28 protein-coding genes are annotated in these 25,760 nt (G+C 65.8%); 24 read left to right on the top strand and 4 right to left on the bottom strand.

Annotation, left to right across the window (positions count from 1 at the left end; all coding sequences use genetic code 11):
* The first annotated feature begins 8 nt into the window (after positions 1 to 8).
* The 23 genes from XINFAN_RS15630 (at position 9) to XINFAN_RS15520 (ending at position 20,738) form a co-directional block, all read left to right on the top strand.
* The gene (locus XINFAN_RS15630) at positions 9 to 614 is read left to right on the top strand and encodes an NADH-quinone oxidoreductase subunit C (protein WP_124087820.1); all 606 of its coding nucleotides are present in this window, start codon (positions 9 to 11) and stop codon (positions 612 to 614) included.
* The gene (locus XINFAN_RS15625) at positions 611 to 1,867 is read left to right on the top strand and encodes an NADH-quinone oxidoreductase subunit D (protein ID WP_124087800.1); all 1,257 of its coding nucleotides are present in this window, start codon (positions 611 to 613) and stop codon (positions 1,865 to 1,867) included. Before XINFAN_RS15630 ends, XINFAN_RS15625 begins: the two co-directional genes overlap by 4 nt.
* A complete protein-coding gene (locus tag XINFAN_RS15620) occupies positions 1,867 to 2,142 on the top strand; it encodes a hypothetical protein (RefSeq protein ID WP_124087799.1) in 276 nt (91 codons plus the stop codon). Before XINFAN_RS15625 ends, XINFAN_RS15620 begins: the two co-directional genes overlap by 1 nt.
* Positions 2,142 to 3,344: an NADH-quinone oxidoreductase subunit E gene (locus tag XINFAN_RS15615; RefSeq protein ID WP_124087798.1), complete on the top strand. Its 1,203-nt coding sequence runs from the start codon at positions 2,142 to 2,144 to the stop codon at positions 3,342 to 3,344. The genes XINFAN_RS15620 and XINFAN_RS15615 overlap by 1 nt, the downstream gene beginning before the upstream one ends.
* A gap of 19 nt (positions 3,345 to 3,363) precedes the next feature.
* The gene (locus XINFAN_RS15610) at positions 3,364 to 3,585 is read left to right on the top strand and encodes a DUF5337 domain-containing protein (RefSeq protein ID WP_124087797.1); all 222 of its coding nucleotides are present in this window, start codon (positions 3,364 to 3,366) and stop codon (positions 3,583 to 3,585) included.
* A gap of 12 nt (positions 3,586 to 3,597) precedes the next feature.
* Positions 3,598 to 4,896 (top strand): NADH-quinone oxidoreductase subunit NuoF, encoded by a 1,299-nt coding sequence (nuoF, locus tag XINFAN_RS15605; protein ID WP_124087796.1) that lies wholly within the window; start codon positions 3,598 to 3,600, stop codon positions 4,894 to 4,896.
* Positions 4,897 to 4,899: 3 nt separating this feature from the next.
* Positions 4,900 to 5,307: a hypothetical protein gene (locus XINFAN_RS15600; protein WP_124087795.1), complete on the top strand. Its 408-nt coding sequence runs from the start codon at positions 4,900 to 4,902 to the stop codon at positions 5,305 to 5,307.
* Positions 5,308 to 5,432: 125 nt separating this feature from the next.
* Positions 5,433 to 5,834 (top strand): DUF5333 domain-containing protein, encoded by a 402-nt coding sequence (locus XINFAN_RS15595; protein WP_124087794.1) that lies wholly within the window; start codon positions 5,433 to 5,435, stop codon positions 5,832 to 5,834.
* A gap of 86 nt (positions 5,835 to 5,920) precedes the next feature.
* The gene (gene nuoG / locus XINFAN_RS15590) at positions 5,921 to 7,930 is read left to right on the top strand and encodes an NADH-quinone oxidoreductase subunit NuoG (RefSeq protein ID WP_124087793.1); all 2,010 of its coding nucleotides are present in this window, start codon (positions 5,921 to 5,923) and stop codon (positions 7,928 to 7,930) included.
* Positions 7,931 to 7,936: 6 nt separating this feature from the next.
* A complete protein-coding gene (locus XINFAN_RS15585; protein ID WP_124087792.1) occupies positions 7,937 to 8,341 on the top strand; it encodes a YNQ4 family lipoprotein in 405 nt (134 codons plus the stop codon).
* A 52-nt stretch (positions 8,342 to 8,393) separates the two neighbouring features.
* The gene (nuoH, locus tag XINFAN_RS15580; RefSeq protein ID WP_124087791.1) at positions 8,394 to 9,431 is read left to right on the top strand and encodes an NADH-quinone oxidoreductase subunit NuoH; all 1,038 of its coding nucleotides are present in this window, start codon (positions 8,394 to 8,396) and stop codon (positions 9,429 to 9,431) included.
* Between the two features lie 2 nt (positions 9,432 to 9,433).
* The gene (nuoI, locus tag XINFAN_RS15575; RefSeq protein WP_124087790.1) at positions 9,434 to 9,928 is read left to right on the top strand and encodes an NADH-quinone oxidoreductase subunit NuoI; all 495 of its coding nucleotides are present in this window, start codon (positions 9,434 to 9,436) and stop codon (positions 9,926 to 9,928) included.
* A 24-nt stretch (positions 9,929 to 9,952) separates the two neighbouring features.
* Positions 9,953 to 10,492 carry a collagen-like domain-containing protein gene (locus XINFAN_RS15570; RefSeq protein WP_124087789.1) on the top strand — a complete coding sequence of 180 codons (540 nt, stop codon included), beginning with the start codon at positions 9,953 to 9,955 and terminating at the stop codon, positions 10,490 to 10,492.
* Positions 10,489 to 10,914 (top strand): carboxymuconolactone decarboxylase family protein, encoded by a 426-nt coding sequence (locus XINFAN_RS15565; protein ID WP_124087788.1) that lies wholly within the window; start codon positions 10,489 to 10,491, stop codon positions 10,912 to 10,914. The genes XINFAN_RS15570 and XINFAN_RS15565 overlap by 4 nt, the downstream gene beginning before the upstream one ends.
* Positions 10,911 to 11,519, top strand: a complete 609-nt coding sequence (locus XINFAN_RS15560) for an NADH-quinone oxidoreductase subunit J (protein ID WP_124087787.1) — start codon at positions 10,911 to 10,913, stop codon at positions 11,517 to 11,519. The genes XINFAN_RS15565 and XINFAN_RS15560 overlap by 4 nt, the downstream gene beginning before the upstream one ends.
* 3 nt (positions 11,520 to 11,522) lie before the next feature.
* Positions 11,523 to 11,906, top strand: coding sequence for a hypothetical protein (locus XINFAN_RS15555; protein WP_124087786.1), 384 nt, complete (start codon positions 11,523 to 11,525; stop codon positions 11,904 to 11,906).
* Positions 11,907 to 11,935: 29 nt separating this feature from the next.
* Positions 11,936 to 12,241, top strand: coding sequence for an NADH-quinone oxidoreductase subunit NuoK (gene nuoK, locus XINFAN_RS15550; RefSeq protein ID WP_124087785.1), 306 nt, complete (start codon positions 11,936 to 11,938; stop codon positions 12,239 to 12,241).
* Between the two features lie 4 nt (positions 12,242 to 12,245).
* Positions 12,246 to 14,516 carry an NADH-quinone oxidoreductase subunit L gene (gene nuoL, locus XINFAN_RS15545; protein WP_124087784.1) on the top strand — a complete coding sequence of 757 codons (2,271 nt, stop codon included), beginning with the start codon at positions 12,246 to 12,248 and terminating at the stop codon, positions 14,514 to 14,516.
* A 12-nt stretch (positions 14,517 to 14,528) separates the two neighbouring features.
* Positions 14,529 to 16,076: an NADH-quinone oxidoreductase subunit M gene (locus tag XINFAN_RS15540; protein ID WP_124087783.1), complete on the top strand. Its 1,548-nt coding sequence runs from the start codon at positions 14,529 to 14,531 to the stop codon at positions 16,074 to 16,076.
* Positions 16,077 to 16,086: 10 nt separating this feature from the next.
* Positions 16,087 to 17,544: an NADH-quinone oxidoreductase subunit NuoN gene (gene nuoN, locus XINFAN_RS15535; RefSeq protein WP_124087782.1), complete on the top strand. Its 1,458-nt coding sequence runs from the start codon at positions 16,087 to 16,089 to the stop codon at positions 17,542 to 17,544.
* Complete coding sequence (locus XINFAN_RS15530; protein WP_124087781.1) at positions 17,534 to 18,265, top strand: biotin--[acetyl-CoA-carboxylase] ligase; 732 nt, start codon at positions 17,534 to 17,536, stop codon at positions 18,263 to 18,265. The genes nuoN and XINFAN_RS15530 overlap by 11 nt, the downstream gene beginning before the upstream one ends.
* 26 nt (positions 18,266 to 18,291) lie before the next feature.
* Entirely contained in the window at positions 18,292 to 19,065 is a 774-nt protein-coding gene (locus XINFAN_RS15525; protein WP_124087780.1) for a type III pantothenate kinase, read from the top strand.
* The gene (locus XINFAN_RS15520; RefSeq protein WP_124087779.1) at positions 19,062 to 20,738 is read left to right on the top strand and encodes a ribonuclease J; all 1,677 of its coding nucleotides are present in this window, start codon (positions 19,062 to 19,064) and stop codon (positions 20,736 to 20,738) included. Before XINFAN_RS15525 ends, XINFAN_RS15520 begins: the two co-directional genes overlap by 4 nt.
* A gap of 219 nt (positions 20,739 to 20,957) precedes the next feature.
* Here the strand turns inward: XINFAN_RS15520 and XINFAN_RS15515 are convergent, their stop codons facing one another.
* The 4 genes from XINFAN_RS15515 to secG all read right to left on the bottom strand — a co-directional run bounded on the left by XINFAN_RS15515 (position 20,958) and on the right by secG (position 24,110).
* Positions 20,958 to 21,401 carry a DUF6841 family protein gene (locus XINFAN_RS15515; protein WP_124087778.1) on the bottom strand — a complete coding sequence of 148 codons (444 nt, stop codon included), beginning with the start codon at positions 21,399 to 21,401 and terminating at the stop codon, positions 20,958 to 20,960.
* 8 nt (positions 21,402 to 21,409) lie between these two features.
* Positions 21,410 to 21,568 (bottom strand): hypothetical protein, encoded by a 159-nt coding sequence (locus XINFAN_RS21790; protein WP_160144636.1) that lies wholly within the window; start codon positions 21,566 to 21,568, stop codon positions 21,410 to 21,412.
* Positions 21,569 to 21,875: 307 nt separating this feature from the next.
* Positions 21,876 to 23,519, bottom strand: a complete 1,644-nt coding sequence (gene pyrG, locus XINFAN_RS15510) for a CTP synthase (RefSeq protein ID WP_124087777.1) — start codon at positions 23,517 to 23,519, stop codon at positions 21,876 to 21,878.
* A 153-nt stretch (positions 23,520 to 23,672) separates the two neighbouring features.
* Positions 23,673 to 24,110, bottom strand: coding sequence for a preprotein translocase subunit SecG (secG, locus tag XINFAN_RS15505; RefSeq protein ID WP_124087776.1), 438 nt, complete (start codon positions 24,108 to 24,110; stop codon positions 23,673 to 23,675).
* A 353-nt stretch (positions 24,111 to 24,463) separates the two neighbouring features.
* Here secG and XINFAN_RS15500 point away from each other — a divergent pair, with 353 nt between their 5' ends.
* Positions 24,464 to 25,756, top strand: coding sequence for an adenylosuccinate synthase (locus XINFAN_RS15500; RefSeq protein ID WP_124087775.1), 1,293 nt, complete (start codon positions 24,464 to 24,466; stop codon positions 25,754 to 25,756).
* Positions 25,757 to 25,760 lie beyond the last annotated feature (4 nt).

The raw sequence follows: 25,760 nt of genomic DNA, 5'->3' as shown, positions 1-25,760 counted from the left end.
TGTCCGATATCACCGATGCCCTCGAAGAACTGGGCGCGACCATCGCGCTGAAACAGGCCGATGCGGTTCTGGCGACCTCGACCGCGTTTGATGAGCTGACCGTCACCGCGGCGCCCGCCCATCTTGAGGCGCTGATGGAATATCTGCGCGACGATCCGTCCTGCCGCTTCTCGACGCTGATCGACATCACCGCGGTGGACCACCCCGAGCGCCCCGCGCGCTTCGACGTGGTTTACCACCTGCTGTCGATGTATCGAAACCAGCGCATCCGGGTGAAACTCGCGGTGCGCGAGGACGAGATGGTGCCAAGCCTCTGCGCCCTCTATCCGGCCGCCAACTGGTATGAGCGCGAAACCTTCGACATGTTCGGGATCCTGTTCGCGAACCACCCGGACCTGCGGCGGATCCTGACCGATTACGGCTTCCGCGGCCATCCTCTGCGCAAGGACTTCCCCACCACCGGCTATGTCGAGGTGCGCTATGACGAGGTGCAGAAGCGCGTGGTCTACGAGCCGGTGAAACTGGTGCAGGAATACCGCCAGTTCGACTTCATGAGCCCCTGGGAGGGCGCGGAATACATCCTGCCGGGCGACCAGAAGGCGGAGGCGAAATGATGGACGGCTCGCATCCCGAAGACATGCGCCGGAACTATTACGACGACGGCTCGATGGATATCGAGACCTCGGAGCAGCGCATCCGCAATTTCAACATCAATTTCGGCCCGCAGCACCCGGCGGCCCATGGCGTGCTGCGTCTGGTGCTGGAGCTTGACGGCGAGATTGTTGAGCGCGCCGATCCGCATATCGGGCTTTTGCACCGCGGCACCGAGAAGCTGATGGAAAGCCGGACTTTCCTTCAGAACCTGCCGTATTTCGACCGGCTCGACTATGTGGCGCCGATGAACCAGGAACATGCCTGGTGTCTGGCGATCGAGAAGCTGACCGGCACCGTGGTGCCGCGCCGGGCGCAGCTGATCCGGGTGCTTTACTCGGAAATCGGCCGCATCCTGAACCATCTGATGAACGTCACCACCGGCGCGATGGACGTGGGCGCGTTGACGCCGCCTCTGTGGGGCTTCACCGCCCGCGAGGAACTGATGCAGTTCTACGAGCGGGCCTGCGGCGCGCGGCTGCACGCGGCCTATTTCCGCCCCGGCGGCGTGCACCAGGATCTGCCGGCCGGATTGCTCGACGATCTGGAGAAATGGTGCGAGGGCTTCCCGAAGCTGGTCGATGACATCGACACGCTGATCACCGAAAACCGCATCTTCAAACAGCGCACCGTGGATATCGCCATCGTCAGCGAACAGGACGCGCTGGACTGGGGCTTCTCGGGGGTGATGGTGCGCGGCTCGGGCCTCGCATGGGATCTGCGGCGCGCGCAGCCCTATGAATGCTATGACGAATTCAGCTTCCAGGTGCCGGTCGGCAAGAACGGCGACTGCTATGACCGCTACCTCTGCCGCATGGCCGAGATGCGCGAGTCGCTGAAGATCATGCAGCAGGCCATCGTGAAACTGCGCGAGCCGGCGGCGCAGACCGACGTGATGGCGCGCGGCAAGCTCAGCCCGCCGAAACGCGGCGATATGAAAACCTCGATGGAAGCGCTGATCCATCACTTCAAGCTCTACACCGAGGGTTTCCACGTCCCCGCCGGCGAGGTCTATGCCGCGGTCGAGGCGCCCAAGGGCGAGTTCGGCGTCTATCTGGTCGCTGACGGCACCAACAAACCCTACCGCGCCAAGATCCGCGCCCCGGGCTACGCCCATCTCCAGGCGATGGACTATCTCGGCAAGGGCCACCAGCTTGCCGATATCTCGGCGATCATCGCGACGATGGATATCGTGTTCGGCGAGGTGGATCGCTGATGCGCCGCGCGGTTCCCCTGTTGCTGGCGGTTCTCGCCGGCCCTGCCTTTGCCGATACGCCGCCCCCCGGCACCGACTGGAAGGTGCTTCTGGTCGAGACCGTCGAGGCTCACGGCTGCGTCATGACCGAGGAGGAGGCGGCGACCATGCTGCCCGCGCTCGGTTTCGAGATTGACTGGACCCCCTCGATCGTCGCCGAACTGATGGACGAAGGGCTGGTTGAAATGCGCGAAAGCGATTTCGCCCTGGTCCTGAAGACGGAGAACTGCAAGTAATGCTGCGCAGACTTCACCCCGAGCAACCGGCGAGCTTCGCCTTCACCCCGGCCAATCTGGACTGGGCGAAGGGGCAGATCACCAAATATCCCGAGGGGCGCCAGGCCTCGGCGGTGATCCCGCTTCTGTGGCGCGCGCAGGAACAGGAAGGCTGGCTGACGAAGCCCGCCATCGAATATGTCGCCGACATGCTGGGCATGGCCTATATCCGCGTGCTGGAAGTGGCGACCTTCTATTTCATGTTCCAGCTGCAACCCGTTGGCTCGGTTGCGAATATCCAGATCTGCGGCACCACCTCCTGCATGATCTGCGGCGCCGAGGATCTGATCGCCGTCTGCAAGGAACTGATCGCGCCCGCGCCGCATACCGTCTCGGCCGACGGGAAATTCTCCTGGGAAGAGGTCGAGTGCCTCGGCGCGTGCTCCAATGCGCCGATGGCCCAGATCGGCAAGGATTACTACGAGGATCTGACGCCTGAGAAGCTGCGCGAGCTGATCGGGCGGTTCTCGGCGGGCGAGGTGCCGGTGCCGGGGCCGCAGAACGGCCGCTATTCGTCCGAGCCGCTGACCGGCCTGACCGCGCTGACCGAATTCGACTCGGGGCGCACGCAATACAACGGCTCGGTCCAGCGCGCGGTGGATATCGGCGAGACCGTTAAACGCATCGACGGCACCGAAGTGCCGCTGAATCTGTCCTGGCTGCGCAAAGGCACTGATCAGCCCGCGCCGGAGGAACATGCGCCGCATGATGCCAGCGCCTCGGAGAAGAAGGCCGCCAAAGGGCTGCCCGGCAAGGTTGCCGGGAAACTGACCAAGGGCAAACCCGAGACCGAGCCGGCCCCGGCCGCGCCCGCCGTCGCGCAGCCCGGCCAGCCGACCGCCACCGGGATGGAGGCTCCCGCAGCCCGTCCGGTGCCCGGCCGCCAGCCCGCGGGGCTTTCCGCGCCCAAGGGCGGTCAGGCCGATGATCTGAAAGAGATCGAGGGCATCGGCCCGGCGCTGGAACGGCTGTGCCACGAGCTCGGCTTTTACCATTTCGACCAGATCGCCGCCTGGGGCGAGGAAGAGATCGCCTGGATGGACCAGAACCTGAAGGGCTTCCGCGGCCGCGTCAGCCGCGACAAATGGGTCGCCCAGGCGAAGATCATCGTGAGCGAGGGGCTGAGCGCCTTCCGCGAACGCGCGAAGACCAACGATTACTGAAACAAGAGGCTGACAGGCGATGGGCGCTGACGGGGGCAGGGACGGATATGGCGGGCGGCAGGCACGGCTTGCAGCCCTGGTCATTGCCGGCACCATGCTCTTGTGGATGGGCGCCCAATGGCTGGGGGGAAAGATGGGCTGGGATACCCGCTACGTCTTTCTCTTCGACCTCGCCGCCATGGCCGCGTTCCTCTGGGCGCTGGTCGTGACCTGGCAGATCTGGCGCAGGCGCCGGGGTTAAGGAGAGCGAGCGATGCTCAAGGATCAGGACCGCATCTTCACCAACCTTTACGGGATGCACGACCGCTCCCTGAAGGGCGCGATGGCGCGCGGCCATTGGGACGGCACCGCCGGTATTCTGGCCAAAGGCCGCGACTGGATCGTGGAAGAGGTCAAGAAGTCGGGCCTGCGCGGCCGGGGCGGCGCGGGCTTCCCGACCGGGCTGAAATGGTCCTTCATGCCGAAACAGTCGGATGGGCGGCCATCCTATCTGGTGATCAACGCCGACGAATCCGAGCCCGCGACCTGTAAAGACCGCGAGATCATGCGCCACGATCCGCATACGCTGATCGAAGGCGCGCTGATTGCCGGTTTCGCGATGAATGCGGTGGCGGCCTATATCTACATCCGCGGCGAATATATCCGCGAGCGCGAGGCGCTTCAGGCCGCGATAGATGAGGCCTACGACGCCGGGCTGATCGGCCGCAACGCCTGCAAATCGGGCTATGATTTCGACGTTTATCTGCATCACGGCGCCGGGGCCTATATCTGCGGCGAGGAAACCGCGCTGCTTGAAAGCCTTGAGGGCAAGAAGGGCATGCCGCGGATGAAGCCGCCGTTCCCGGCCGGCGCGGGCCTCTACGGCTGCCCGACCACGGTGAACAACGTCGAGTCGATTGCGGTCGCCCCCACCATCCTGCGTCGCGGCGGCGAATGGTTCGCGGGCTTCGGGCGGCCGAACAATGCCGGCGTGAAGCTTTTCGCCATGTCGGGCCATGTCAACACGCCCTGCGTGATCGAGGAATCGATGTCGATCCCGATGCGCGAGTTGATCGAGAAACATGGCGGCGGCGTGCGCGGCGGCTGGAAGAACCTCAAGGCGGTGATCCCGGGCGGCGCGTCCTGCCCGATCCTGACCGCCGAGATGTGCGAATCCGCCATCATGGATTACGACGGCATGCGCGAGCTGAAATCCAGCTTCGGCACCGCCTGCATGATCGTGATGGATCAGTCGACCGATGTGATCAAGGCGATCTGGCGGCTCTCGGCCTTCTTCAAGCACGAGTCCTGCGGCCAGTGCACGCCCTGCCGCGAGGGCACCGGCTGGATGATGCGGGTGATGGAGCGCCTCGTGCGCGGCGATGCCGAGGTCGAGGAAATCGACATGCTGTTCGAGGTGACGAAACAGGTCGAGGGCCATACGATCTGCGCGCTCGGCGATGCCGCGGCCTGGCCGATCCAGGGCCTGATCCGCAATTTCCGCGAAGAGATCGAGGACCGCATCAAGGCGAAGCGGACCGGCCGGATTTCGGCCGCGCTGGCGGCGGAATAACACATGACCCGGCCCGCGCCCCTCAGCGAAACGGCCCGCGCTCGCTGCCTTCCGGCAGCGGCGGCGGCCGTGCTGCTGTCGGGCTGCGTTGCGGGGGGCACGGCCGCGCCTTTGTCGCGGCTGGTGCCGGGCGAATACCAGGTCTCGGTCGGCGGCGATGCTTTCTGGGGCGATGTGCGCCCCGGCGCGCCGGGGATCGAACTGACCGCGGGCGGTGCGCGCCCGGTTCCGGGCCATGAGATCCGTATCCGCCCCTATGCCGGTTTTTCGGGGCTGGGCGGGGACGCCGGCGCCCTTGCGAAGAAAGCCGCGCGCCTGGCCTGCCAGGAGGCGGGCGGGCGCTTCAACGAGACCGCGATCGGCGCCCATGACCGCGCCGGTGCATGGATTTTCCGGGGGGGCTGCGCATGATCCTGCGATCCGCCGTGCTCTCCCGCTCACGAAAACGCCACGAAGCCGTGCTTTCAGTTGCGCGCGCCGCTCTGGCAGGATGCACGGGCCCGCAAAGGGCCTGTGCAATCTGTGGAGCAGAAATGATGAAATCTCTTAAAATCGCGGCGCTTTCTCTCCTGATGGCGGCCCCCGCGCTGGCGCGCGAGCCGATCAACAAGGAAGCCTATATCAACCAGACCCTGTTGCAGGGCTTTATCGCCGATCAGATCGCCGACAATTGTCCGACGATGAAGCCGCGCAAGCTGCGGGCGCTGAACGAGCTGGTGAAGCTGCGCGATTATGCGCTGACGAAAGGCTATTCGCGCGCCGAGGTGAAGGCTTTCGTGGAGAGCAAGACGGAAAAGGCGCGCGGCAAGGCCGAGGCTGCGGCCTGGCTCAAGAAACAGGGCGCGGTGCCCGGCAAGGCCTCGGCCTATTGCGCCGTGGGCGAGGCCGAGATTGCGAAGAACAGCCTGATCGGCCAGTTGCTGAGGTCCACCAGATGAGCGGACCGGGGCTGGCGAAGGCGCAAAGAATGTGCGGGCGGTGCGGACACGCGCCGTCCGGGCAGTGACCGGAAGGACGTAAGGGCATGTCTAACCTGCGGAAAGTCAACATCGACGGGACCGAGATCGAACTCGACGGCTCGATGACGATCATCCAGGCGGCCGAGGCCGCGGGGATCGAGATCCCGCGTTTCTGCTATCACGAGCGGTTGTCCATCGCGGGCAACTGCCGGATGTGCCTGGTCGAGGTGGTGGGCGGCCCGCCGAAGCCCGCGGCCTCCTGCGCGATGCAGCTGAAAGACCTGCGCCCCGGCCCGAACGGCGAGGCGCCGGTGGTCAAAACCAAATCCCCGATGGTCAAGAAGGCCCGCGAAGGGGTGATGGAATTCCTGCTGATCAACCATCCGCTGGATTGCCCGATCTGCGACCAGGGCGGCGAATGCGATCTGCAGGACCAGGCCATGGCTTACGGCGTGGATTTCTCGCGCTACCGCGAGCCGAAGCGCGCGTCGGAGGATCTGAACCTCGGCCCGCTGGTCAAGACCGCGATGACGCGCTGCATCTCCTGCACCCGCTGCGTGCGCTTCACCACCGAGGTGGCGGGCATCACCCAGATGGGCCAGACCGGGCGCGGCGAAGACAGCGAGATCACCAGCTATCTGAACATGACGCTGGATTCGAACCTTCAGGGCAATATCATCGACCTCTGCCCGGTCGGCGCGCTGACCTCGAAACCCTATGCCTTCACCGCCCGGCCCTGGGAGCTGACCAAGACCGAGACGGTGGACGTGATGGACGCGCTCGGCTCGAACATCCGCGTCGATACCAAGGGGCGCGAGGTCATGCGCATCCTGCCGAGGAACCATGACGGCGTGAACGAGGAATGGATCTCGGACAAGACCCGGTTCATCTGGGACGGTCTGCGCCGCCAGCGGCTCGACACGCCTTACATCCGCGAGAACGGCCGGCTCAGGAAAGCCAACTGGGGCGAGGCGCTGGAAGCCGCGGCCCGGGCGATGAAGGGGAAAAAACTCGTCGGGCTGGTGGGCGATCTGGCCCCGGTCGAGGCGGCGTATAGTCTCAAGAAGCTGATCGAGGGCCTCGGCGGCCAGGTCGAATGCCGCACCGACGGCGCGCGGCTGCCCATCGGCAACCGCTCGGCCTATGTCGGAAATGCCCGGATCGAAGACATCGATTCTGCTCAGACCATCCTCCTGATCGGCACCAATCCGCGGCTGGAAAGCCCGGTGCTGAACGCGCGGATCCGCAAGGCCTGGGCCGCGGGCGCGCAGGTCGGGCTGATCGGCGAGGCGGCGGATCTGACCTATGATTACAAGCATCTGGGCACCGATCGCGCCGCGCTGGTCGATCTGGTGGGCCGGGTGACGGAAAAGCCCGGCACCATCGTCATTGTCGGCCAGGGCGCGATCAGCGAGGCCGATGGCGAGGCGGTGCTGTCGCAGGCCATGGCCTATGCCGAGGGCGCGGGCGGCAAACTCCTCGTCCTGCACACCGCCGCCGCCCGGGTGGGCGCGATGGATGTGGGTGCCGTGACCGAGGGCGGCCTTTCCGCTGCGACCGAAGGGGCCGAGGTGATCTTCAACCTCGGTGCCGATGAGGTGGAAATCGCGGCCGGTCCCTTCGTGATCTACCAGGGCAGCCATGGCGACCGTGGTGCCAACCGCGCCGACATCATCCTGCCGGGCGCCGCTTACACCGAGGAAAACGGCCTCTTCGTCAACACCGAGGGCCGGCCGCAGCTTGCCTTCCGCGCCGGTTTCGCGCCGGGCGAGGCGAAAGAGAACTGGGCGATCCTGCGCGCGCTTTCGGCCGAACTGGGGGCGACTTTGCCCTGGGACAGCCTCGCCGCTTTGCGCGCGGCGCTGATCGCCGATCACCCGCATCTGGGCGCCATCGACGAAGTGCCCGAGAACGCCTGGCAGAAGCCCGAGCTGCGGATGCCCGCGCGCGCGACCTTCCGCAATGCGATCCGCGATTTCTACCTGACCAACCCGATCGCGCGCGCAAGCCAGGTGATGGCCGAGCTTTCGGCCATGGCCAAAGCGCGCCGCGAAGCGCCGGTCGCGGCGGAGTAACCGGGGATGATGCGCCGCCTTTCCGTCACCGGCCTTGCCGCCGCCGCTTTCGCGGCGGTCGGGGCTTGCGCGCCGGGGGCGGAGGTGACAACAGGCGGCGCGAAGCCCGAATATCTCGGGATCCAGACCGTGCTGCTCGACGGCGATATGGTCAGCTTCCGCGTCGCTATGAAGGGCGCGGCGGGGGCGCAGCAGATCGAGGACTACGGCCGCTGCGCCGCCGCGCAATATGCGCTGATCCGCGGCGCCGGTTTCGCGCGCCATGTGCGCACGAATGTGGCAAGGTCGGGCGATGTGACAAGGGGCGACGCGGTCTGGCTGATCTCGGCCGCGCTGCCCAGGGGCCTCAGGACGACAGACGCCGAAGTGACGGTGCGCGACTGCGGCGCGTTGGGAATACCGACGGTTTGAAGAAGAAACGGGCGGTCCGGTTTGAAGCGGGACTGAGAGGACGGTAGGAAAGATGGACGGATTTTTCAGCACGGGGCTTGGCACCGCGGTCATCCTGATCGCGCAATGTCTTGCGGTTGTAGCCTTCGTCATGATCTCGCTGATCTTCATGGTCTACGGCGACCGGAAGGTCTGGGCGGCGGTCCAGGTGCGGCGCGGCCCGAACGTGGTCGGCCCCTGGGGCATCCTGCAAACCTTTGCCGATGCGCTGAAATACGTGCTGAAGGAAATCGTCGTTCCGGCGGGCGTCGACCGGCCGGTCTATTTCCTCGCGCCGATGCTGAGCTTCGTTCTGGCGCTTCTGGCCTTCGCGGTGATCCCCTTCGATTACGGCTGGGTGCTGGCGGATATCAACGTCGCCATTCTCTTCGTCTTCGCGGTCTCCTCGCTGGAGGTCTATGGCGTGATCATGGGGGGCTGGGCGTCGAACTCGAAATACGCCTTCCTCGGCGGGCTTCGTTCGGCCGCGCAGATGATCTCTTACGAGGTCTCGCTCGGGCTGATCATCATCGGGCTGATCATCTCGACCGGCTCGATGAACCTCTCGGACATCGTGCGCGCGCAGGAGGGAGACTGGGGCCTTTTCAACTGGTACTGGCTGCCGCATTTCCCGATGCTGGTTCTGTTCTTCGTCTCGGCTCTGGCGGAAACCAACCGCCCGCCCTTCGATCTGCCCGAGGCGGAATCCGAACTCGTCGCCGGGTTCATGGTGGAATATTCCTCGACGCCTTACCTTCTGTTCATGGCCGGCGAATATATCGCCATCTTCCTGATGTGCGCGCTGATCAGCCTCTTCTTCTTCGGCGGCTGGCTGTCGCCGGTGCCCTTCATCGCCGACGGCTGGTGGTGGATGGTGATCAAGATGTGGCTGTGGTTCTTCATGTTCGCCATGGTGAAGGCCATCGTGCCGCGCTACCGCTACGACCAGCTGATGCGGATCGGCTGGAAGGTCTTCCTGCCCCTGTCGCTGGGCTGGGTCGTTCTGGTGGCGTTCCTTGCAAAATTTGAAGTGCTCGGCGGCTTCTGGGCCCGCTGGGCGGTGGGGGGCTGATCATGGCCAATATCGACTGGAACCGCGCCACGCGCTATTTCCTGATGGTGGATTTCATCAAGGGTTTCGCAATCGGCATGCGTTATTTCTTCAAGCCGAAGCCCACGATCAACTACCCGCATGAGAAGGGGCCGCTGTCCCCGCGCTTCCGCGGCGAGCACGCTTTGCGCCGCTATCCGAACGGCGAGGAACGCTGCATCGCCTGCAAGCTGTGCGAGGCGGTCTGCCCGGCCCAGGCCATCACCATCGACGCCGAACCGCGCGAGGACGGCTCGCGCCGCACCACGCGCTACGACATCGACATGACGAAATGTATCTACTGCGGCTTCTGCCAGGAAGCCTGCCCGGTGGATGCCATCGTCGAAGGCCCGAATTTCGAATTCTCGACCGAGACCCGCGAGGAACTATTCTACACCAAGGAGAAGCTCCTTGAGAACGGCGCCCGGTGGGAGGCCGAGATCGCCCGCAACCTGGAACTCGACGCGCCCTATCGCTAACCCATACGGAGGCCCGGCCCAGCCATGAGCAAGGTTCAGTCAGCAGCATTCGGCGTGGTGGGGGGGGCGATGGCCTTCGCCATCGCTGCCCTGTTCGCTGGCGATCTTTTGCGCGGCGGTGCGGGCCCCGAAGGGCCGCAGGGCCCTGTGGGCGCCGCAGGCCCCGCCGGGCCGCAGGGCGAGGCCGGCGTGCAGGGGCCCGCGGGGCCGCAGGGGCCGATCGGTCCTGCCGGTCCGCAGGGGGTGGAAGGCGTGGCCGGTCCCGCCGGTCCGCAGGGCGAGATCGGGCCGCAGGGCGAAACCGGCCCGGCCGGGCCGCAGGGCGTGGCCGGAGCAGGCGATCTGGGCGGCGAGGCGGTGATCCTCGTGCGCGGCGCCGGGGGCTGCCCCTCCGGCTGGGTGAACGGGGGTGAGGTTGTGCTGAACACCTCGCCGGATTATGCGACCGGCACCGGACAGGAACGCAGCAATCCCGGCATCATGACCTCGGCCACCGCCGGGTTCGCCAATGTGAATTTCTTCCTCTGCCTTCAGGGCACGGATACCAGCGGAGAGCCGCAATGACCGAAGCCTATACCCGGATGATCGAAGCGATGATGGAAAGCGGGCAGGAGATGCTGCGCGCCTTCAACCCGGGCCTCGAAGGGATGAAGGTCGGCGGCTTCGACAAGCTGTTTCCGACCATGCCCGCCGACATCATGGAGATGTGGTTCGGCAAGACCTTCAACCGCGAGGGGCTGGACGCGCGCACCCGTCTGCTGGTCACGCTGGCCGGGCTGACCGTCCAGGGCGCGGTGGTTCCCGCGGGCCTCGCCGAGCCGCAGCTCAGGCTGACCATCCGCCATGCGCTGGAAGCCGGGGCGAGCGAACGCGAGATCGCCGAAGTGATCTGGCAGATGAGCATGTTCGGCGGCCTGCCCGCCATGAGACAGGCGCTGGAAATCGCCCAGGCCGTCTTCGACGAGAATAAGGAAGCCAACACATGACCCTTGCCGGTTTCGCCTTTTACGTCTTCGCCATCGTGACGGTGGCGTCGGGGCTGATGGTCACGGTCAGCCGCAACCCGGTTCATGCGGTGCTCTGGCTGATCTCGGCCTTCGTGGGCGCGACGGGGCTGTTCGTCCTTCTGGGCGCAGAATTCGTCGCCATGCTGCTGCTGATCGTCTATGTCGGCGCGGTGGCGGTGCTGTTCCTGTTCGTGGTGATGATGCTCGACGTGGATTTCGCCGCGCTGAAGGGGGAACTCGCCCGCGCCATGCCGCTTGGCCTGCTGATCGGGATCGTTCTGCTGATGCAGATCGCCATCGGTCTGGGCGCCTGGGAGAGCGCCTCGCAGGCCCATGCCCTGCGGCCCTCGCCCGCGCCCGAGGGGGTGCACAACGCCCGCGCGCTCGGCCTGCTGATCTACGACAAATACATCTATCTGTTCCAGGCCGCGGCCATGGTGCTGCTGGTCGCGATGATCGGGGCGATCCTGCTGACGCTGCGCCACCGCACCGGCATCAAGCGCCAGAACGTGCTGGAGCAGATGTGGCGCGACCCGGCCAAGACGCTGGAGATGAAGGACGTGAAACCGGGGCAGGGGCTCTGATCCATGGCGCGCGGCTTCCCCCATGAGGCAAAAGGCACGCGACCGGCGGCAACGCCGGGGCTGACCCCGCTGCCGCCCTGCGAGGGCATCGGGGCGGGAATGCTGATCGCATCGGCGGGCAGCGGCCTCATTTTCGGGCGCTACAGCACCAGCCAAGGCGATCTGGCCGAGGCCGATTGCGCGCCGGTGCCCGGGTTTCTGCGCGCTGATGTCCAGGCAGGGCGCCGGGTCTCTGCAAACAAGATGAAACGGGCGGCGACGGCCGTCTGCGGCAAGCTACCGGTGCTTCGGGAGACCGGGGAAGCCTGCGGCGGCAACTTTTACTTCCCCGAACTGCACCCCGGCGGCATGACGCCCTGGGAGCAGCGCCGGGACGTGAGCCAATAACGGGCGAAGACCCCTGAGGGACGGATGAGATGGTAGGAATTGAACATTACATCACGGTGGCGGCGACCCTGTTCGTCATCGGCATCTTCGGGATCTTCCTCAACCGGAAGAATGTGATCGTCATCCTGATGTCGATCGAACTGATCCTCCTGTCGGTGAACATCAACCTGGTGGCCTTTTCCGCCGAACACGGCGATCTGACCGGCCAGGTCTTTACGCTGTTCGTGCTGACCGTGGCCGCGGCAGAGGCCGCGATCGGCCTGGCCATCCTCGTCGTCTTCTTCCGCAACCGCGGAACGATCGACGTCGAAGACGTGAATGTGATGAAGGGCTGAAAGAATGGCGACGATCATCTTTTTCGCACCCCTGATCGGGGCCATCCTTTGTGGTTTCGGCTGGAAATACATCGGCGAGAAGCCGGCGCAGATCCTGACCACCGCGACCGTCTTTCTGGCGGCGGCGCTCAGCTGGGTGATCTTCCTCGGCCACGACGGCACCACGGAACACCACACCATCCTGCGCTGGATCGAGAGCGGCACGCTGAACTCCGAATGGGCGATCCGGGTCGACCGGCTGACCGCGATCATGCTGGTCGTGGTCAATTCGGTCTCGGCGCTCGTTCACCTCTATTCGTTCGGCTATATGGCGCATGACGACAACTGGGCTGAGACCGAGCCCTACCGCGCCCGCTTCTTCGCCTATCTCTCGTTCTTCACCTTCGCCATGCTGACGCTGGTCACGGCAGACAACCTGCTCCAGATGTTCTTCGGCTGGGAAGGGGTGGGGGTCGCCTCTTATCTGCTGATCGGTTTCTACTACAAGAAACAGTCGGCGGGCGCCGCGGCGATGAAGGCTTTCATCGTCAACCGGGTGGGGGATTTCGGCTTCATCCTCGGCATCGCCGGGCTTTACCTGCTGACCGACTCGATCCGTTTCGACGAGATCTTCGCCGCGGTTCCGGGCCTGACCGAGACCACCGTGCGCTTCCTGTGGACCGACTGGAACGCGCTGAATCTGCTCGCCTTCCTGCTGTTCGTCGGTGCGATGGGGAAATCGGCGCAGCTCTTCCTGCACACCTGGCTTCCCGACGCGATGGAGGGGCCGACGCCGGTTTCCGCGCTGATCCATGCCGCGACCATGGTGACGGCGGGGGTGTTCCTCGTCTGCCGCATGGCGCCGCTTTACGAATACGCGGCCTCGGCCACCGCCTTCATCACCGTGATCGGTGCGACGACGGCCTTCTTCGCCGCGACCGTCGGTCTGGTGCAGAACGACATCAAACGGGTGATCGCCTATTCGACCTGTTCGCAGCTCGGCTATATGTTCGTGGCCGCCGGTGTGGGCGCCTATCCGGTCGCGATGTTCCACCTGTTCACCCACGCCTTCTTCAAGGCGATGCTGTTCCTTGGCGCCGGTTCGGTGATCCACGCCACCCACCATGAGCAGGACATGCGCTGGTATGGGGGCTTGCGGAAGAAGATCCCGCTGACCTTCTGGGCCATGCTGATCGGCACTCTGGCGATCACCGGCGTCGGCATTCCGCTGACCCATTACGGCTTTGCCGGCTACCTGTCGAAGGATGCGGTGATCGAGAGCGCCTGGGTCGGCTCGAACTACGCTTTCTGGATGCTCGTCATCGCCGCCGGCATGACCAGCTTCTATTCCTGGCGGCTGATGTTCCTGACCTTCTGGGGCGAGAACCGCGCCCATCTGAAGCCGCAGGACGATCATCACCACGGCCACGACGATCACGGCCATGGCCACCACCACGAGCCGCATGAAAGCCCGGCGGTGATGCTGGTGCCGCTTGCCGTGCTGGCGCTCGGCGCGCTGTTCTCGGGGATGATCTGGTACAAGGTGTTCTTCGGCGACGAAGAGAAGATGCGCACCTGGTTCGGGATGGAGCAGCTTGCCGCCCATCACGTCGAAGAGGGCGACCATGCCGCCGCCCCCGCAGAGGCTGCGACCGCGGACCACGCCGGGGACGAAGCCGCCGCCGTGGATCACACGGAGACCGCCGCTCTGGCCGGGGAAGAAACCGCTGTGGACCATGCCGCGGCCGATCATGGCGATGCCCATGGCGTCGCCCCGAAAGGCGCGCTGGTGATGCTGCCTTATGGCGCGGAAGAGCAGGCCCTGGTCGATGCCCGCGTCGATGCGGAGAAGGTCGCGGCTTCGGGCCATGCGCCGAACACGATCATCGCCGCCGCCCATATGGTGCCGGACTGGGTGAAGGTCTCGCCCTTCGTCGCGATGCTGATCGGGCTGGTGCTCTCGTGGCTGTTCTACATCCGCAGGCCGGACTGGCCGGCGCGCCTCGCCGCGAGCCAGCGCCCGCTCTACCTGTTCCTGCTGAACAAATGGTATTTCGACGAGATCTACGACTTCGTTTTCGTCCGTCCCGCCCGCGCGCTTGGCCGGCTGTTCTGGAAGAACGATGCGAAGGTCATCGACGGCACCATCAACGGCGTGGCGATGGGGATCGTTCCCTTCTTCACCCGCCTCGCGGCCCGGGCGCAATCGGGCTTTGTCTTCCACTATGCCTTCGCCATGGTGCTCGGGATCGTTGCCCTTGTCACCTGGATGACGCTCTTCGGTGGCGCCAGGTAAGGAGGCGCAAGCATGGCACAACAACTTCTCAACATCATCATCTTCCTGCCGCTGGTCGCGGCGCTGATCATGGCGCTGTTCCTGCGCGGCGACGACGCGGCCGCGCAGCGCTCGGCGAAATGGCTCGCGATCTTCGCGACGCTCGCGACCTTCCTTGCCTCGCTGTTCCTGCTGGCCGAGTTCGACCCTGCGAACACCGGCTTCCAGTTCGTGACCGAACATCCCTGGATCCTCGGCTTCACCTGGAAGATGGGCGTCGACGGGATCTCGATCCTGTTCGTCATGCTCACCACCTTCCTGATGCCGCTGGTGATCTGGTCGGCCTGGGAGGTGGAGACCCGCGTCAAGGAATATATGATCGCCTTCCTCGTGCTTGAGACGCTGATGCTTGGCGTGTTCTGCGCGCTGGATCTGGTGCTGTTCTACCTGTTCTTCGAGGCCGGTCTGATCCCGATGTTCCTGATCATCGGCATCTGGGGCGGCGCGAACCGGATCTATGCCGCGTTCAAGTTCTTCCTCTACACCTTCCTCGGCTCGGTCTTGATGCTGGTGGCGATGGTCTTCATGTATCGCATGGCGGGCACCACCGATATCGTGGCGCTGCTCGATCCGGCGCAGACCAGCTTCCCGTCGGAGAGCTTCCGGCTTCTGGGCTTCACCGTGGTCGGCGGCGTGCAGACGCTCTTGTTCCTCGCGTTCTTCGCCTCTTTCGCGGTCAAGATGCCGATGTGGCCGGTGCATACCTGGCTGCCCGACGCCCACGTCCAGGCGCCGACCGCGGGCTCGGTCGTGCTGGCGGCGATCCTTTTGAAGATGGGCGGCTACGGCTTCCTGCGCTTCTCGATCCCGATGTTCCCGGTGGCCTCGGACCTGCTGGCGCCGCTGGTTTACTGGATGTCGGCGATCGCGGTGGTCTATACCTCGCTGGTGGCGCTGGTGCAGACCGATATGAAGAAGCTGATCGCCTATTCCTCGGTCGCGCATATGGGTTACGTGACCATGGGCATTTTTGCCATGAACCAGCAGGGGGTGGACGGCGCGATCTTCCAGATGATCAGCCACGGCTTCATCTCGGGCGCGTTGTTCCTGGCCGTCGGCGTGATCTACGACCGGATGCACACCCGCGAAATCTCGGCTTACGGCGGCCTCGTCCACCGGATGCCGGCCTATGCGATGGTGTTCATGTTCTTCACCATGGCGAACGTGGGCCTTCCGGGCACCAGCGGCTTCATCGGCGAGTTCCTGACCATCATGGGGATCTTCAGGGTCAACACCTGGATCGCCTTCTTCGCGGCCTCGGGGGTGATCCTTTCGGCCTCTTACGCGCTCTGGCTTTACCGCCGGGTGGTCTTCGGGCAGCTCGTGAAGGAGAGCCTGAAATCCATCACCGACATGAGCCTGCGCGAGCGGCTGATCTTCGCGCCGCTGGTGGCGATGACGCTGATCCTTGGCGTCTATCCCGCGCTTGTCACCGATATCATCGGGCCCTCGGTGGCCCAGTTGATCGACACTTACCGCGCTGCGCTGCCCGAAGTGGCCGCGCAGGCGGCGATGCACTGAGGACGCGATCATGACCGCAGCAGATTTCAACATCGTCCTGCCCGAGGTCATCCTCGCGCTTTACGCGATGGCGGCGCTTATGTTCGGCGTCTACACCGGCAAGGATCGGGTGGCGGTGCCGCTGGTCTGGGCCACGGCGGGGCTGTTCGTCGCGCTGGCGCTCTGGATCGGCTTCGCGGGCGAGGGCAGCCGGACGGCCTTCGGCGGCATGTTCCAGGACGACCCCTTCGCGCGGTTCGCCAAGGTGACGATCCTGCTTTCGGCCGCCGCGGTGATCGCGATGAGCCAGGATTACATGAGCCGCTGGAACCTTCTGCGGTTCGAGTTCCCGGTGGTGGTCGCGCTTGCGGTTCTGGGCATGCTGATGATGGTGTCCTCGGGCGATCTGATGGCGCTTTACATGGGGCTGGAGCTGCAATCGCTGGCGCTTTACGTGGTGGCGGCGATGCGCAGGGACAGCGCGCGCTCGTCCGAGGCCGGGCTGAAATATTTCGTCCTCGGCTCGCTGTCCTCGGGGATGCTGCTCTACGGCGCCTCGCTGGTCTATGGCTACGCCGGCACCACTTTGTTCTCGGGCATCATCACCACCCTGAACGATGGCGTGCCGCTTGGCCTTCTGTTCGGCCTCGTGTTCATGCTGGCGGGGCTGGCGTTCAAGATCTCGGCCGCGCCCTTCCATATGTGGACGCCCGATGTCTATGAGGGCTCGCCCACGCCGGTCACCGCCTTCTTCGCCACCGCGCCCAAGGTCGCGGCCATGGCGCTGATCGCGCGGCTGGCCTGGGATGCGTTCGGCGCGATCCCGGCGCAATGGGGCCAGGTGCTGGCGGCGCTGGCGGTGGCCTCGATGTATCTCGGCGCGGTGGCGGCGATCGGCCAGCGCGACATCAAGCGGCTGATGGCCTATTCGTCGATTGCCCATATGGGCTATGCGCTGATCGGTCTGGCGGCGGCCTCGACCGGCGACCAGGAGGCGGCGGTCCAGGGCGTCCAGGCCATGCTGATCTATATGGCGATCTACGTCACCATGGGGGTGGGCACCTTCGCCTTCATCCTGTCGATGGAGCGCGACGGCCGCCCGGTCACCGATATCGCCAGCCTCAAGATGCTGTCGAAAACCGAGCCGCTGAAGGCGCTGGCGCTGCTGGCTCTGTTCTTCAGCCTTGCCGGCGTGCCGCCGTTCATCGGCTTCTTCGCGAAATTCGCGGTGTTGAAGGCGGCGGTGGATGCGGGGATGGTCTGGCTGGCGGTCGCGGGGGCGGTGGCCTCGGTGATCGGCGCCTTCTATTACCTGCGCATCGTCTATTTCATCTATTTCGGCGACAGCGAAGACCCGGCGCAAAGCCGGATGGCGCCGGTGCAATGGGTGATGCTGGTCGCGGTGGCGGCGGTCATGGTGCTGGGCGCGATCAACCTCTTCGGCATCGAACCGGCGGCTTTGACGGCCGCGCGGGCTCTTGTCCTCTGAGGCGCTGGCCTCGCGTGTGGAACTGGCCACGGTCGATTCCACCAATGCCGAGGCGTTCCGGCAGGCCCCCGATCTTCGGGGGCCTCTGTGGATTCTGGCGGGCGAGCAGACGGCCGGGAAGGGCCGCCGCGCCCGGGCCTGGGCCAGCCCGCCGGGGAATTTCCACGCTTCGCTGGTGCAAAGGATCACTGAGCCGCCCGCACGCCTTGGCCTGCGCAGTTTCGTCGCCGCGCTGGCGCTTTACGACGCCTTCCAGGCGCTGACCGGCCTCGGCGCGGGTTTCGCGCTGAAATGGCCGAACGATGTCCTGCTGAACGGCGGCAAGCTGACCGGGATCCTCTTGGAGGCGAGCGGGCAGACCCTGGTCATCGGCATCGGCGTCAACCTGATCGCGGCACCGCCTGCGGAGACGCTGGAGCCGGGCGCGGTGGCGCCGGTCTCGCTGCTGGCAGAAACCGGGCTGCGCATCACGCCCGCGCGCTTCCTCGACGCGCTCGCCCCGGCGATGGAGGACTGGGAGGCGCGGCTGCGCGCCGACGGTTTCGCGCCCTTGCGCGAGGCCTGGCTGTCCCGCGCCGCAAGGCTTGGCGAGCGGATCATCGCCCGCACCGGCACTGAGACCCGCGAAGGGATCTTCGAGACCATCGACCATGAGGGCAATCTGATCCTGCGCATGTCCGGGGGCGCGATTGCCATCCCGGCGGCGGATGTGTTCTTCTGACCCCTCGCAACCCCGGATCTTCGCCCATGCTCCTGGCCATCGACTGCGGCAACACCAACACCGTCTTCGCGATCTGGGACGGGGCGCGCTTCATCGCCACCTGGCGCATCGCCACCGACCACAAGCGCACGGCGGATGAATATTTCGTCTGGCTGTCCTCGCTGCTGCTGCTCAACCGGCTGGAGGTGAAGATCGAAGAGGTCATCATCTCCTCGACCGTGCCCCGTGTGGTGTTCAACCTGCGGGTGCTGTCGAACCGCTATTTCGACTGCCGCCCGCTGGTGGTGGGCAAGCCCGAATGCCTGCTTCCCCATGCGCCGCGCGTCGATCAGGGCACCACGGTGGGGCCGGACCGGCTGGTCAATACCGCGGGGGCGTTCGACCGCCATGGCGGCGATCTGATCGTGGTGGATTTCGGCACCGCCACCACCTTCGATGTGGTCGACCACGACGGCGCCTATATCGGCGGGGTGATCGCGCCCGGCGTCAACCTTTCGCTTGAAGCGCTGCACGCCGCCGCCGCCGCGCTGCCGCATGTCGATGTCTCGCGCCCGGCGCAGGCGATCGGCACGAATACGGTGGCCTGCATGCAGTCGGGCGTGTATTGGGGGTACATCGGCCTGGTCGAAGGCATCGTGCGCGAGGTCCGCAAGGAACGCGAACGCCCGATGAAGGTTATCGCAACCGGGGGCCTTGCGCCCTTGTTCGCCCAGGACACAGAGGTTTTCGATTCGATCGAGGACGATCTGACCATGCATGGTCTCGTTCTGATCCATGACTACAACAAGGAAAACGCATGAAGCGCGAGCGGCTGATCTATCTTCCCCTGGGGGGCGCCGGCGAGATCGGCATGAACGCCTATGTCTACGGCTGGGGCGCGCCGGGGAAAGAGCGGCTGATCCTCGTCGATATGGGGGTAACCTTCCCCGATATGGACAACGCGCCGGGGGTCGAGGTGATCATGCCCGACATCACCTGGCTGGAAGAGCGGGTGAGCCGGCTGGAGGCGATCTTCATCACCCATGCGCATGAGGATCACATCGGCGCGCTTGGCCATCTCTGGCCGAAGCTGAAGGCACGGGTCTATGCGCGCAAATTCACCTCGGCCATCGGTCGGCTGAAACTGGAAGAGCTCGGCCTGCCGGGGGATGCGATCACCACCGTGGCCGCGCGCCCCGAAGTGGTCGAGGCGGGGCCCTTCCGGGTGCAGTTCGTGCCGCTGTCGCATTCCATCCCGGAATCGGCGGCGCTGATCATCGACACCCCCGGCGGGCGGATCGTCCATTCCGGCGATTTCAAGCTGGACCGCGATCCGGTGGTGGGCGAGGCCTGGGACGATGCGCTCTGGCAACAGATCGCCGAAGAGGCGCCGGTCAAGGCGCTGATGTGCGATTCCACCAATGTGTTTTCCACGCATCCCGGCCGCTCGGAATCGACGCTGGCGGGGCCGCTGGCCGAGCTGATCGGGCGCGCGCAGGGCATGTTCGTCGCCACCACGTTCGGCTCCAACGTCGCGCGGCTGAGAACGCTCGCCGAAGCGGCCGCGGCCGCCGGGCGCACGGTCTGTGTCATGGGCCGCTCGATGAAGCGGATGCTGGCGGTCGCGCAGGAGACCGGGGTGATGACAGCCTTCCCCCGCACCGTCAGCCCCGAAGAGGCGCTGGAAATCCCGCGCGCCAGCCTTATGCTGCTCGTCACCGGCAGCCAGGGTGAGCGCCGCGCCGCCGCCGCCGCGCTGTCGCGCGGCAAATACCTCGGCCATGAGATGAAGGCGGGCGACACTTTCCTGTTCTCCTCGCGCACCATTCCGGGGAATGAGAAGGAGGTGTTCCGGATCTGGAACGCGCTTTCCGCGATCGGGGTGCGGGTGGTCGATGACGAGGGCGGGCTCTACCACGTCTCGGGCCACGCGAACCGGCCGGATCTGGAGCATGTGCACCGGCTGTTGCTGCCCGATATGCTGATCCCGATGCATGGCGAGCACCGGCATCTCTCGGAACATGTCCGCATCGCGACCGAGGCCGGGATCGCCGCCCAGGTGGCGGTGAACGGGATGATGGTCGATCTGACCGGCGAAGTGCCGGCGGTGGTGGAATATGTCGATACCGGGCGGCTTTACCTCGACGGCAGCGTACTGATCGGTGCGCTGGACGGGGTGATCCGCAACCGTATCCGCATGGCGCTGAACGGCCATGTGCTGGCGACCGTGATCCTCGACGAGAGCGACGAGCCGATGGGCGAGCCCTGGATCGAGCTGATGGGCCTGACGCCTCTGGGCCGCGGCGGGCGCGATCTGGCCGAGACGATGGAAAACGAGCTTGCCGAATGGATGAACCGCGCCACCCGCAAGGTGCTGAAGGACGACGGCCGGATCGAGGACGACATCCGCCGCATCGTCCGCCAGGTCGCGGTGGAAGAGATCGGCAAGAAGCCCGAGGTGACGGTGGTCGTCTCGCGGCTGGTCGCGGAGTGAGGCCGGGCTGACCGGATCGGCGATGCGAGACCGGCCGGAGGGCTTGCGGCTGGCGGATCTCGGTCAGGCTGAAAGGCCAGGAGCCGGGTTGCGAGGCTGCGGGTTTTGGCGGGCGGCGATGCCTCCGGCGGGGGTATTTTCGTCAGGGTGAAAGGCCGTGGTCAGGCATGAGGGTGGCCGGGGCGTGGCGCGGGATCCGCCGGTGTGCGGCGGCGGCGGTCAGATCAGCCCGTGTTCGTGCAGGAGCGCCTCTTCGTCGCCCGAGACCCAGCCGAACACCCGCGGCGGTCCGTCGGCTTGCTGCACGAAATAATGCACCTCGAAGTCGATGGTGACCTCTCCGCTTTCCGCCGGGGCAGGGGCGGTCCAGGTGCCGCGCCAGCCGACATGGGCCACAGCATGATGCGCGTCGAGCGGCGTCAGGCGCAGTTCGCGGACCCGCATCGCTTTGGTGCCCATGGCGCGGTAACGGGCGTGGCCCTGCTCCATCACCTCGCGCAACTGCGCATCGTTCTTGCCCGCCATAACCCCCGCGGGCGAGGCGGCGATGAACTCGGCGGCATAGAGCGTCGCCGCAGCCCCGGCGTCGATCCTTCCGGCGAGCGCGTCGTTGAATATCTGCTCGTAACGGGCGAACAAAGCCCGGATATCCGCTTCGGTCATGTTCTCTCTCAGGACAGAGACAGCGTGGGGTGGTTCGGCGTGCTTACGTCGATGATATGGTTCAGGCTTGCGAGGCGATAGTGCAGCAGCGGTCCGGGATGGTCCTGCGACGCCCGGGTCGTCATGGTCACGAAATCCAGGAACTGCGATGATGAGGACCTCTTCATCGCAGTTCCGGGCATATCTTTCATTCGTCGCTGCCCGGGAAACGAAATCCGCGAATCCGAGCCGGGAGCGCCGGCTGTCGGGGCGGATTTCGATGGCGCGCAGGCCGGTGATGCCCGCCGTCTGATCTCACGGCCCAGGGGTGTCTTCAGTGAATACCGCGAGGCGGCGATCCGTCAACAGGCGGATCTGTTCGGTGAGGCGGTCAGCGCCCGCAGGTCCGGCAGCGGGGAGGTGGCTGTCCCCTCAGAGGGGCCTTCCGCGATGATGCCCACCGATGTGGGCCGGGCTGCCCCGGCCGCGCGCGGCTCAGACCAGCCTTGCGCCGTCGATGGCGGCGCGGATGAAATCGGCGAACAAGGGATGCGGCGCGAAGGGTTTCGATTTCAGCTCGGGGTGGAACTGCACGCCGATGAACCAGGGATGGTCCGCGACCTCGACGATCTCGGGCAGTTTGCCGTCGGGCGACATGCCCGAGAAGATCAGCCCCTTCGCTTCGAGCTGGTCGCGGTATTTGATATCGACCTCGTAGCGGTGGCGGTGGCGTTCCTCGATCACCGTGCCGCCGTAGACCCTGTTCACGGTCGAGCCCTCTTTCAGATGCGCGGTATAGGCGCCGAGCCGCATGGTGCCGCCCTTGTCGTCGTCCTGTTTGCGCCGCACCTTATGGTTGCCCTGCACCCATTCCTTCAGGTGATAGACCACCGGCTCGAAGCGTTTCGCGCCTTTCTCATGGTCGAATTCCTCGGAGCCGGCGTTGGTCAGCCCGACCAGATGGCGGGCGGATTCGATCACCGCCATCTGCATGCCGAGGCAGATCCCCAGATAGGGCACGCCGCGCTCACGGGCGAATTGCGCCGCCTTGATCTTGCCCTCGGTGCCGCGCTCGCCGAAGCCGCCGGGGACGAGGATCGCGTCGAAATCCTCCAGCCGGTTGGCGGCGTCTTCCTTCTCGAAGGTCTCGGCGTCGATCCATTCGGCCTTCACCCGGGTGCGGTTCGCCATGCCGCCATGGGTCAGCGCCTCGGCGATCGACTTGTAGGCGTCTTCAAGCTGGGTGTATTTGCCGACCACCGCGACCCGCACGGTGCCCTCGGCATTCTCCAGCCGGTCGATCACATCCTCCCAGCGGTCGAGATTGGGCCGCGGCGCGGGCGAGATGCCGAAAGCGTCCAGCACCGCCTGGTCGAGCCCGGCGCGGTGATAGGCCAGCGGCGCCTCGTAGATCGACTTCAGGTCATAGGCCGGGATCACCGCATCGGGCCGCACGTTGCAGAAGAGGGCGATCTTTTCGCGCTCGCGGTCGGGGATCGGGTGCTCGCTGCGGCAGACCAGAACGTCGGGGGCGAGGCCGATGGATTGCAGTTCCTTGACCGAATGCTGGGTGGGCTTGGTCTTCAGCTCTCCGCTGGCGGCCAGGTAGGGCAGGAGCGTCAGGTGCATCAGGATGCATTCGCCGCGCGGGCGTTCATGGGTGAACTGGCGGATCGCCTCGAAGAAGGGCAGCCCCTCGATATCGCCGACCGTGCCGCCGATCTCGCAGAGCATGAAATCGACCTCACCCTCGCCGATACGCAGGAAGTCTTTGATTTCATTGGTGACGTGCGGGATCACCTGGATCGTCTTGCCGAGGTAGTCGCCGCGGCGTTCCTTCTCCAGCACGTTGGAATAGATCCGGCCCGAGGAAATCGAGTCGGTCTGCCGGGCCGAGACGCCGGTGAAACGCTCGTAATGGCCGAGGTCGAGATCGGTCTCGGCGCCGTCGTCGGTCACGAAAACCTCGCCATGCTCGAAGGGCGACATCGTGCCGGGATCGACGTTCAGATAGGGGTCGAGCTTCCTGAGCCGGACCGTATAGCCGCGGGCCTGGAGCAGCGCGCCCAGAGCCGCCGACGCGAGACCTTTGCCCAGCGACGAAACCACGCCGCCGGTGATGAAGATGTAACGCGCCATTGGGGACTCCCGTAGTTCTGGAAACAGGCGATTCGGAACGGTGGAAATCGCATCACCACGGGAGTCGGCCTATACCGCGCCGCGCGCCAACACGCAACCACCTGCCGCAAGATCGTGTTTGCGGCAGGCGCGTCCCGTCAAAGGATAGTGGGTTCAGTTGGCGGGTTCAGCCGGGGTTTCGGCGGGTGTTTCCGCCGGCGCCTCTGCCGGGGCTTCCGCGGGCGCTTCGGGGGCAGGGGGCGGTGCGGGCTCGTCCGCGCGCGGCGGTGCCGCGGGGGCGTCGCCGGTGGCGGCGGGAGGCGGCATCATGCCGCTGGCTGCCGGGGCCGTGCCATCGGCGGGCAGGACCGTCCCGTCGATCACCGAGCCGCCGCCCGCGCCGCGGGTGGCAAGGACCGTCAGCGAGATCGAGGTGATGATGAAGGCGGTGGCAAGGATCCAGGTCACCTTGGTCAGCGCCGTGGCCTGGCCGCGCGCCTGCATGTTGCCGCCGCCCGACAAGAGCGCCGCGCCCTCGTTCTTCTGAAGCAGCACGACCCCGATCAGCAGAAGGGCGAGGATCAGGTGGATCGTGAGGACGACGGTTTCCATTGGGCAGGGGCTCCTTCCGGCGGATGCGGCTATCTATTCACAAGATCGCCCGCGCGCAAGTGCAAGGCGCCAGGCCTGGCCGGTGCAGATGCGCAAAGAGGGCGCAGCGGCCGCCAGGGGCCAGGCGGGCCGCCAGGGGGCAGGGCGCGGGCGGCCGCTGAGGGCTGCGCCCCAGGCCGTAAGATTTCCCCGGGTTTCTCATGACCAGAATGCACCGGGAGCGGCCAGACCGGCAGAGGGGCGCGCGCCCGCGCCGGGCGCCCCTTCTGCCCGCGGGCGGTTTTTCCTGTTTCCCCCGGGCGCGGCTCTCGCTATACCCCCCACGCGTTTTCCTGATCGAAGGACCGGACCCAATGGCCAATGTGGTTGTCGTGGGCGCCCAGTGGGGCGACGAAGGCAAGGGCAAGATCGTCGACTGGCTCTCGGAGCGCGCCGATATCGTCGCGCGCTTCCAGGGCGGGCACAATGCCGGGCACACGCTGGTCATCGACGGGGTCACCTACAAGCTGAGCCTTCTGCCCTCGGGCATCGTGCGCGGCGGCAAGCTGTCGGTCATCGGCAACGGCGTGGTGCTCGACCCCTGGGCGCTGCTCTCCGAGATCGAGAAGCTGAGCGCGCAGGGCGTTGAGATCACCCCCGACAACCTGATCATCGCCGAGAACACGCCGCTGATCCTGTCGATCCATGGCGAGCTGGACCGCGCGCGAGAGGCGCAGAATGCGGTGTCGAAAATCGGCACCACCGGCCGCGGCATCGGCCCGGCCTATGAGGACAAGGTGGGCCGGCGCTCGATCCGGGTCGCCGATCTGGCCGATGACGAGACGCTCGACACAAGGATTGAGCGTCTGCTGACCCATCACAATGCGCTCCGCAATGGCCTCGGACTTGAGCCGGTCGATGTGCCGGCGCTGAAGGCGCAGCTGCGCGAGGTCGCGGCGAAGATCCTGCCCTTCGCGAAGCCCGTGTGGAAAGTGCTGACCGAGGCGCGGCGCGCCGGCAAGCGCATCCTGTTCGAGGGCGCGCAGGGCAGCCTGCTGGATGTCGATTTCGGCACCTATCCCTATGTCACCTCGTCGAACACGCTGGCCGGGATGGCCGCGACCGGCGTGGGCCTCGGGCCGACCTCGATCGACTTCGTTCTGGGCATCGTCAAAGCCTATACCACCCGCGTCGGCGAAGGCCCGTTCCCGACCGAACTGCATGACGACGACGGCCAGCGCCTTGGCGAGCGCGGCCATGAATTCGGCACCGTGACCGGCAGAAAGCGCCGCTGCGGCTGGTTCGACGCCGTGCTGGTGCGCCAGACCTGCGCGACCTCGGGCGTATCGGGGATCGCGCTGACGAAGCTCGACGTGCTCGACGGGTTCGACACGCTGAAGATCTGCACCGGCTATGAGCTGGACGGCGAAAAGCTCGACTATCTGCCCACGGCGGCCAATCTCCAGGCCCGGGTGACGCCGGTCTACGAGGAAATGGAAGGCTGGAGCGGCTCGACGCAAGGCGCGCGCTCCTGGGCGGATCTGCCGGCGGCGGCGGTGAAATACGTCCGCCGGATCGAGGAACTGATCCAGTGCCCGGTGGCGCTTCTGTCGACCAGCCCCGAGCGCGACGACACCATCCTCGTCACCGATCCTTTCGCGGACTGAGCAG

The sequence above is a fragment of the Pseudogemmobacter humi genome (genome assembly GCF_900609055.1).
Lineage (GTDB): Bacteria > Pseudomonadota > Alphaproteobacteria > Rhodobacterales > Rhodobacteraceae > Pseudogemmobacter > Pseudogemmobacter humi.
This window is presented reverse-complemented; position numbering and strand designations above follow the sequence as displayed.